Here is an 8915-nt window from a genome sequence, read left to right on the forward strand (position 1 = left end):
GCGCCCCGGCCCCGCGTGGGGGGGCCCGTGGACCCCGCCGCTGCCGGGGACGTCGGTCCGGTGCTCATCGGCTCGGCAGCACCCAGATCGGGTTCGTGTAGAACCACAGGTCCCGCCAGGGGTCCGCGTCACCGACCACGTCGATGGCCGGACCGGCCGGGTCGACCGCCGCGCCGTGGTAGCCCGGCTGCTGCCGGTTGCCGTCGGTGCCGCGCAGCCGGACGTAGAACGGCTCCTCCAGCGTGCCGAGGTCGTAGCGCAGGGTGTACGTGCCGGTGCGTCCCGAGGTGTCGGTCTGCCGTACGACCCGGGTGTCCGGGGCGGTCAGCTTGTCGCGGTCGGACCCGGCGTGGGACACGTCCACCGCGCCGCGGATCAGGTCGACCCGGTTCAGCCGGGGCAGGAACGCCCCCCAGTTGGGCACGTCCTGGGCGGTCACGGTGACGACCAGCTCGATCCGGCTGCCCCTGCGGGCGGTGAGGGTGCCGCCGAGGGTCTCCTCGCCGCGGCCGTGGCCGTGGACCTTCCCCCAGCCGCGGCCCGAGGCGACCACCCGGACGTCGAGGCTCTTCAGCAGGCGGCCGTGGTCCACCCAGACACGGCCGTCCCGGATGCCCCGCATCACCGCGGTGTAGCCGCGGTCCGCGGTGCCGACGTGGGTACGGCTGTACATGCCGGGCCAGAAGTCACTGGCGGAGAGGTTGACTTCACCGGCGTACACCGGGTCGCCGTAGCGGCCGTCCCGGTCGAACTGCGCGGAGCCGGAACCGTCGGGCCGGCGGGCGGTGCCGCCCCAGTTGATGTGGGAGTCGGAGTTGGCGGAGATCGACCACGGCCTGCCCTCGGCGAGCAGCGAGTCCCACAGCCCGCCCACGGTGGCGGTGTAGAAGTCGAAGCCGCCCCAGGAGCGGTAGCTCTCCGGCGGGTAGCCGGGGAACGAGTTGTCGCTCGGGGAGTTGCCGTAGCCGCCGCGCGCCGAGCCCGGGCCGTACCCCTCGGGCAGACCTCCCGCCTGGTGGCCGGGGGCGCCCTCCCACCCGACCGCGATCCGCGGGTCGGCGTCGCGCCAGGCCCGTACCTCGTGCGGGCTGTCGATGCCGTTGCGCGCCGGGTGGTTGGCGAGGAAGAGGGCGTCCGCGACGCGGCGCCGGTCCTTCTGTTTGCCCAGCCACTGGATTCCGGCCACGGCGAGGGCCTCGTTCTCCGGGGTGTTGCCGGAGGCGCCCTTGACCCTGCCGTCGTAGTCGTTCTCGAACTGCTTGAGGACCGAGACCTCGTGTCTCCCCGGAGCCACGAAGACGGTGCCGTGCTCGGCGGCCGGGATGTTCCACTCCAGGCCCTGGAAGATCAGGGTGTCCCGCAGTGCGGCGCGGGCCGCCCTGATGTCGGGGTTGACCAGGTCGACGCCTATGCGGGCGTGGGTCGCGCCGCCGTGGTCGGTGATGACCATCCAGTCCAGCCCGAACGCCGCGCCGTGCTGCGCCTGGTCGAGGACGGTGTACATGGCGTCGGAGGAGTACTGGGTGTGGATGTGGTGGTCGCCCGCCAGCCAGTGGCGGACGCCCCCGCCGCGCCCCCTGCCGCCGCCCTCGCCGTCCCTGCCGCGGCGGGCGTCCTCCGCCATGGCCGGGGTGACGCCGAGCATGCCGGACATGCCGGCGGTGAGGGCCCCGGTGACCCCGGCGGCCTTCAGCATGCGGCGCCGCGAGAGCTGTCCGGGGGTGAGGTCGGAGTCGGAGACGGAGGTGTCCGCCGCTACTCGGGTTGCTTCGTCGACGTCGCCGCCGTGGCTGTGGTCATGGCCGTGGGAGTGGGAGTGGGAGTGGGAGTGGGAGTGGGAGTGCGGACGTCTGTGGGAGTGGTCGTGTGACACACCGGTCCCTTCCAGGGTGAGAATGGCGCGATTGTGCCCGCCCAGGTAACCGGCGCGTTCCTTCGCACGGCGGATGCGCCGGTTACCTCAGGGCGTCGCGCAGGTGAAGGAACCCCCGGGCCCCCCGGCCGGTCGCCACCGCGTCACGGCCGGCCGGCCGCGTCGGACTTGAGCGTCTTCATCGCGAAGCGGGACTGGAGCTTGGCCAGGCCCGGCAGGGCCGTCAGCCGCCGGGTCATGAAGCGCTCGTACGTCTCCAGGTCGGCCACCGCGATCAGCGCGTGGTAGTCGGGCGAGCCGAACATGCGGCGGGCCTCGACGACTTCGTCGCAGGAGACCAGCTCGGCCTCGAACCGCTCGATGGTCTCCCGTGCCTGGTCGGTCAGCTCGAAGTCCACCTGCACCTGGAAGCCGCGGCCGATGGCCCCGGGGGCGACGCGCGCGTGGTAGCCGAGGATGACCCCCTCCTCCTCCAGCCGTCTCACCCGGCGCAGGCAGGGCGAGGGGGTCAGGCCCACCCGGTCCGCCAGTTCCGTGTTGGGTATGCGGCAGTCGCGACGCAGTTGCGCGATGATTGCGCGGTCGATGGCATCCACGCACAAAGTGTGCTGAGCGGAGCGCCGGCCCGGCAATATCCGCAATCGGGTGCGGCGCCGGTTCTCCTACCGTGGCCCACGCACCGCTACCCAGGCGAAGGGGCGAGGGCACATGAGCGCAACCACCGGCCGGCACGCGAGCACGCAGCCCACCGGCACCGCGGCGGAGTTCTGGGCGACGGCCCACCGCCATCTGATCCGCTACGCCCGCAACGACTTCACCCCGGCGATCATCGAGCGGGCCGCGGGATCCCACGTGTTCGACAGCGACGGGCGCGCGATCCTGGACTTCACCTCCGGACAGATGAGCGCCCTCCTCGGGCACTCGCACCCGGCCATCGTCGAGTCCGTCCGCCACTCCGCCGGCACGCTGGACCACCTGTTCAGCTGGATGCTCAGCCGGCCCGTGGTCGACCTGGCCGCCGCCCTGGCCGGGACGCTGCCGCCCCCGCTCGGCAAGGTCATGCTGCTGAGCACGGGCGGCGAGTCCAACGAGGCGGCCATCCGGATGGCCAAGCTCTACACCGGCGGCCACGAGATCGTCGCCTTCGACCGGTCGTACCACGGCGTCACCCACGCCTCCTCGGCGGCGACCTACGGCGTGTCGAGGGCCGGCTACGGACCCGTGGCGCCGGGCAACATCGTCGTCCCGACGCCGAACCCCTACCGGCCGCTGTTCCGGCGGGACGGCCGCCACGACTGGCGGGCCGAACTGGACCACGCCTTCGCGATGGTCGACCGCCAGTCCGTCGGCAGCCTCGCCGCCTTCATCGCCGAGCCGATCCTCAGCACCGGCGGCGTCATCGACCTGCCGCCCGGCTACCTCGCCGCCCTCAAGGGCAAGTGCGCCGACCGCGGCATGCTGCTGATCCTGGACGAAGCCCAGACCGGGCTGTGCCGCACCGGCGACTGGTACGCCTTCCAGCGCGACGGCGTCGTACCCGACCTCCTCACCCTGTCCAAGACCCTCGGCGCGGGACTCCCGCTGTCCGCCGTGATCACCAGCGACGAGATCGAGGCCCGCTGCCACGAACGCGGCTTCTACTTCGGCACCACGCACGTCTCCGACCCCCTGCCCGCGGCCGTCGGCCGCACCGTCGTCGACGTCCTCGCCCGGGGCGGCTTCGACGCGACCGCCCGCCGGCTCGGCGACCGGCTCCACCGCGGCCTGCTCGACCTCCGGACCCGCCACGACCGCATCGGCGACGTCCGCGGCCGCGGACTGCTCCAGGGCATCGAGTTCGTCACCGACCGGGAGTCCAAGGACCCGGCGAACGACTTCGGCGCCGCGGTCACCGACGCCTGCTTCGGCCTCGGCCTGCACCTGAACATCGTCCAGTTCCCCGGCAGCAGCAGCATCCTGCGGCTGGCCCCGCCGCTGACCATCACCGACGCGGAACTCGACCGGGGCCTGGACATCCTCGACCAGGCCCTCACCACCGTCACCGGGCGACCCGGCTGAACCCGGCCGGGCTGCCGGCGGCGGTCAGGACCGGGTGATCCGGCTCTGGGGCGTCCGGGCCCGCTCGGCCCCGGTCCCCCGCGTGGATCGGGCCCGAGGTCTCGGACAGGCGGACGCCCCGGCCTCCCCGGCGGAGCAGCAGTATCTCGGCGGCGACCGCCAGCGCCGTCTCCGCCGGGTCGGCGCCGCCGAGGTCGAGTCCGACGGGGGCGCTCAGCCCGGCCAGTTGCCCGTCCGTCAGGCCCGCGGCCCGCAGCGCCGCCCTGCGGTCCGCGACGCTGCGGCGGGAGCCCATGGCGCCGACGTAGGCCAGGTCCAGCCGCAGGGCGGCGGCCAGCAGCGGGAGTTCGAACTTCGGGTCGTGCGTGAGCGAGACGACCACGCTCCTCTCGTCGAGGCGTCCTGCCGCCGCCTGCTCGGCGAGGTGGCGGTGCGGCCAGGCCACCACGACGTCGTCGGCGTCCGGGAAGCGCTCAGGGGTGGTGAACACGGGGCGGGCGTCGCAGAGCGTGACCCGGAAGCCGAGCAGGGCGCCCTGGTGGACGAGGGCCGCGGCGAACTCGTTCGCGCCGTAGACCAGCATCCGCGGCGGGGGCGCCAGGCAGTTGACGAACACGCGCGGGCCGCCGTCGAGCGCCGCGGCGTCCGCCCCGGAAGCCCCGGAAGCCCCGGCCGCCCCGTCCGGCCCGGCCATCCCGTTCGCCCCGGCCGGCGCGGGCGGGACGGGCGCGGGGCGGACGGTGCCGGAGCGGCCCTGCGCCAGCAGCCGCCGGGCCGCCGCGGCCGTCTCGCCGTCGAGGGCGGGGCAGCCCGTGCTTCCCGCGGTGCCGTCGGCCCAGCAGACCAGGTGGGCGCCCCGCCTCGCGCCCGGCCGGGACGGGTCGCTCCCGACGACGGTGGCCAGGGCGACGGGGGTCGCGGACCGCAGGTGCCGGAGGAGGACGCCCAGTTCGGGAAAGGACCGCCGGTCGACGCGCTCGACGAGCACCTCGATGGTTCCGCCGCACGTCAGGCCGACAGCGCCGGCGTCGTCGTCGCTGACCCCGTAGCGTTCGAGCACCGCCGTGCCGTCCCGTACGGCCTGGTGGGCCAGCTCGTACACCGCGCCCTCCACGCAGCCGCCCGACACGCTGCCGGTGACCGTGCCGTCCGGCGCGCAGATCATGATCGATCCGGGGCGGCGCGGGGCCGAGCCGAAGGTGGAGACGACCGTGGCCAGCCCGCACGGGGTGCCGGACTCCCACAGCCGGTGCAGCCGCTCCCACGGGGCGTTCATCGCGCCGCCGTCCCCTGGATGATCTTGTCCGGAGTAAGGGGCAGGTCGCGGAACCGGCGCCCGGTGGCGTGGTGGACCGCGTTGGCGATCGCCGCCGTCATCCCGGTGCCCGGGGTCTCGCCGAAGCCGCGGGCGCCGAGGGCGTCCTCGTTGTCCCGGTCGGGCTTGTCGACGAAGAGCGCCTTGACCTCGGGCACGTCGGCGTTGACGGGCAGCAGGTAGCCGGAGAGGTTGGGGTTGACGATCCGGGCCCGATGGGGGTCGATCAGGGTGTGCTCGGTGAGGGTGAAGCCGAGCGCGCAGACGGCGCCGCCGATGGCCTGGCTGCGGAGGGTTCTGCGGTTGAGGACCGTGCCGGGGTCGTACGCCCCGAGCATGCGGGTCACCCGGACCCGCCCGGTCCGCGGATCGACGCGCACCTCGGCGAACTCGGCGCCGACGGAGTAGCCGTGGGGGATGGCCGCGGGCTCCGCGACGGCCTCGACCGGCCTGCCGTGCCGGGCGAGGACCGTACGGATGCGCTCGCGGCGCCGGGGCTTTCCGGTCACGTACAGGAACCCGTCCGCCGCGGTGATCCGCCCGGCGGGGACGCCGTGCAGGGGCGAGCGCGGGTCGGCGACCGCGATGCCGGTCAGCGCCTCGCGGGCCGTGGTGCAGGCCCGGTTGACGGCGGCGCCGACGCCGGGAACGGTGGCGGAGGCGACGGACATGAAGGCGAACGGGTAGTCGGTGTCGCCGAGTTCGAAGTCGACGTCGTCCAGGTCCAGGCCCAGGGACTGCGCGGCGATCTGGGACATCACCGTGTACGTGCCGGTGCCGATGTCGTGGGTGCCGGCCTGCACCACCGCCCGGCCCGCGGGGGAGAGCACCACCCGGGCGCCCGCGCCCGGCCTGCCGCCCGCCGTGTGCGCCGCGGTGGCCATCCCCCAGCCGACCAGGGCGTCGCCGTCGCGCATCGACCCCGGCCGCGGGTCGCGCTCGCGCCAGCGGAACGCGTCGGCGCCGCGCCGGTAGCACTCGATCAGGTGCTTGCTGCCGAACGGCTCGCCGGTCTCGGGGTGGACGGCGGTGTGGTTGCGCAGCCGCAGCTCGACGGGGTCCATGCCGAGCGCGTAGCTCAGCTCGTCGAGGGCCGACTCCAGCGCGAACGAGCCGACGGCCTCCGGCGGCCGCATGAAGCTCGGCGCGGGCAGGTCGAGCCGGACCGCCCGCTGGGCGACGTGCACGTGTGGGCAGGCGTACAAGGCGCGGGTGGAGTAGCTGCTGGAGAACACGGCCTGTTCCGTGCGGGTGACCTGGTTGGTGCTGACGTGGTCGACGGCGGTGAGGGTGCCGTCCCTCCTGGCCCCGATCCGCAGGCGCTGGTGGGCCTCGGCGCGGAGCCCGTTGGAGGTGAAGGTCTGGGCCCGGGAGAGCACCAGCTTGACCGGGCGCCGCAGCTCCCGCGCGACGGCGGCGGTGAGCAGGGTGTGCGGCCACACCGGGCCCTTGGCCCCGAAGCCGCCGCCCAGGTACGGCGACAGCACGCGCACGTTCTCCAGGGGGATGTCGAGGGCCTCGGAGATGCAGGTCCGCGTCGAATGGCCGCCCTGCGTGGACTCGTAGACCGTCATCCGCCCGCCGTCCCACTCGGCGGTCGTCGTGGACGGCTCGATCGGATTGTGGTGGTGCGTGGGCGTGGTGTACGTGGCCTCGACGCCGACGTCGGCCTCCGCCAGCCCGGCCGCGACGTCCCCGCGGGTGAACTCGTTCGGGCCCAGCGGGCCCTCCGGAGGCACGAAGGCGTCGTCCATCGCGTCGGCGACGGAGGACCGGGGCCGGCGGGCGGCGTCGTAGGAGACGCGGACGAGCGTCGCCGCGTGCTGGGCCTGCTCCAGCGTCCGGGCGACCACGTACGCCACGGGCTGCCCGCCGTGGTGGATCTCCGCGTCCTGCAAGGGGATGAAGCCCTTGACGTAGCTGATGTACCGGGGCCGCGCGAGGCGCGGCATGTTCCGGTGGGTGAGGACGGCGACCACGCCGGCCGCCTGCTCGGCCTCCCGGGTGTCGATGCCGGTGATGCGCCCGGAGGCGACGGTGCTCATCGCGAGGAAGCCGTGCAGCGCCCCGCTGACCCGGGCGTCCGCGGCGTAGACGGCCGCGCCGGTGACCTTCGCGCGGCCGTCGATCCGCGGCACGGGGCTGCCCACGATCCGGCTCATCGGTTGCCTCCCAGGTCGGTGAGGATGTCGGCGAGGGCGCGCTGCACCAGCTCGACCTTGAACGCGTTGTGCTCGCGCGGCTCCGCGCCGCGTACCGGGGCGCGGCCCGCCGCGGCGACGGCGCCCTCGGTCAGCGGCCGGCCGCGCAGGGCGTCCTCGGCCGCCGCCGCGCGCCACGGGCGGGGCGCGACGCCGCCGAACGCCAGCCGTACGCCGGTCACCACCCCCCGCCGCAGGGTCAGCCCGGCGGCCACGGAGACCAGGGCGAACTCGAACGAGGCCCGGTCGCGCAGCTTCAGATACCGCGAGTTGCGGGCCACCGGGGACGCGGGGACCTCGACCCCGGTGATGATCTCGCCGTGCCGCAGCGCGGTCTCCCGGTGCGGGGTGGCGCCGGGCAGGCGGTGGAAGTCCCCCAGCGGGATCGAGCGCCGGCCGTCCGGCCCGAGGGTGAGCACGACCGCGTCCAGGGCGCTGAGCGCGACCGCCAGATCGGAGGGGTGTACGGCGATGCAGTGGTCGCTGCCGCCCAGGATCGCGTGCCACCGGTTCTGCCCGTCGACGGCCGCGCAGCCGCTGCCGGGCTCGCGCCGGTTGCAGGGGCTCGCGGTGTCGCGGTAGTACCAGCAGCGGGTGCGCTGCATGAGGTTGCCGCCGATCGAGGCCCGGTTGCGCACCTGCGGAGACGCCGACGCGAGCAGGGCCTGGGCGATCGCCGGGAACCGCCCGCTGACCACCGGGTGCTCGGCCACGTCCCGCATCCGGGCCGTGGCCCCGATGCGCAGCCGGCCGTCGCGCAGTCCGACGTCGGCGAGGGGGAGCCCGCCGACGTCCACGACCAGCCCGGGCGCGAGGACGCCGTCCTTCATCAGGTTCGTCAGCTCGGTGCCGCCGGCGATGAACGCGGCGTCGGGCCGGGCGGCGGCCAGGCCCACGGCCTCGGCGGGCCGCGCGGCGCGTACGTAGTCGAACGGCTTCATCGCCCGGCTCCCCTCGCGGCGCTCCGCACCGCGTCGACGATGTTCGGATAACAGCCGCAGCGGCACAGGTTGCCGCTCATCCACTCCCGGATCTCCTCGTCCGAGCCGGTGTGGCCCTCGTCGATGCAGGCGACGGCGGACATGATCTGCCCGGGGGTGCAGAAGCCGCACTGGAAGGCGTCCCTGCGGATGAACGCGTCCTGGACGGGGTGCAGGTCGTCGCCCCGGGCCAGGCCCTCCACCGTGGTGATCTCCCGGCCGTCCTCCATGACCGCCAGCGTCAGGCACGACTTCACGCGCTCGCCCTCGACGAGCACCGTGCAGGCGCCGCACTCGCCGCGGTCGCAGCCCTTCTTCGTACCCGTCAGGCCGAGACGCTCGCGTAACACGTCCAGCAGGGTGGCCCGGGCCTCGACGGTGAGCGGGTGCTCGCGGCCGTTGACGCGCAGCGCCACCTCGGGCGTCGCGGCCGGGAGCGCGGGGGCCTCCGCACCGGAGACGCCGGCGGCACCGGCGGCACCGGCGGG

7 protein-coding genes are annotated in these 8915 nt (G+C 74.6%); 1 reads left to right on the forward strand and 6 read right to left on the reverse strand.

Annotated elements, in window-relative coordinates:
• Positions 1-64: 64 nt before the first annotated feature.
• Both ABD317_RS20225 and ABD317_RS20230 read right to left on the reverse strand, forming a co-directional pair.
• The gene (locus ABD317_RS20225; RefSeq protein WP_344291357.1) at positions 65-1873 is read right to left on the reverse strand and encodes a histidinol-phosphatase; all 1809 of its coding nucleotides are present in this window, start codon (positions 1871-1873) and stop codon (positions 65-67) included.
• Between the two features lie 143 nt (positions 1874-2016).
• Positions 2017-2469 (reverse strand): Lrp/AsnC family transcriptional regulator, encoded by a 453-nt coding sequence (locus tag ABD317_RS20230; RefSeq protein ID WP_344291358.1) that lies wholly within the window; start codon positions 2467-2469, stop codon positions 2017-2019.
• A gap of 112 nt (positions 2470-2581) precedes the next feature.
• On the opposite strand from ABD317_RS20230, the gene ABD317_RS20235 reads away from it, so the two are divergent.
• A complete protein-coding gene (locus ABD317_RS20235; RefSeq protein ID WP_344291359.1) occupies positions 2582-3931 on the forward strand; it encodes an aspartate aminotransferase family protein in 1350 nt (449 codons plus the stop codon).
• On the opposite strand, the gene ABD317_RS20240 is transcribed toward ABD317_RS20235, so the two are convergent.
• The 4 genes from ABD317_RS20240 to ABD317_RS20255 form a co-directional block, all read right to left on the reverse strand.
• On the reverse strand, positions 3912-5207 hold the full coding sequence (locus ABD317_RS20240; protein WP_344291360.1) for an XdhC family protein: 1296 nt from the start codon (positions 5205-5207) through the stop codon (positions 3912-3914). The two genes, ABD317_RS20235 and ABD317_RS20240, sit on opposite strands and share 20 nt — an antisense overlap.
• Complete coding sequence (locus tag ABD317_RS20245; RefSeq protein ID WP_344291361.1) at positions 5204-7408, reverse strand: xanthine dehydrogenase family protein molybdopterin-binding subunit; 2205 nt, start codon at positions 7406-7408, stop codon at positions 5204-5206. Before ABD317_RS20245 ends, ABD317_RS20240 begins: the two co-directional genes overlap by 4 nt.
• Positions 7405-8388, reverse strand: coding sequence for an FAD binding domain-containing protein (locus ABD317_RS20250; protein WP_344291362.1), 984 nt, complete (start codon positions 8386-8388; stop codon positions 7405-7407). The genes ABD317_RS20245 and ABD317_RS20250 overlap by 4 nt, the downstream gene beginning before the upstream one ends.
• A partial coding sequence (locus ABD317_RS20255) for a (2Fe-2S)-binding protein (protein ID WP_344291363.1) occupies positions 8385-8915 on the reverse strand: 531 nt, incomplete at its 5' end. The genes ABD317_RS20250 and ABD317_RS20255, both read right to left, overlap by 4 nt.

This window comes from Streptomyces synnematoformans (assembly GCF_039531005.1).
In the GTDB taxonomy this organism is placed as follows: domain Bacteria; phylum Actinomycetota; class Actinomycetes; order Streptomycetales; family Streptomycetaceae; genus Streptomyces; species Streptomyces synnematoformans.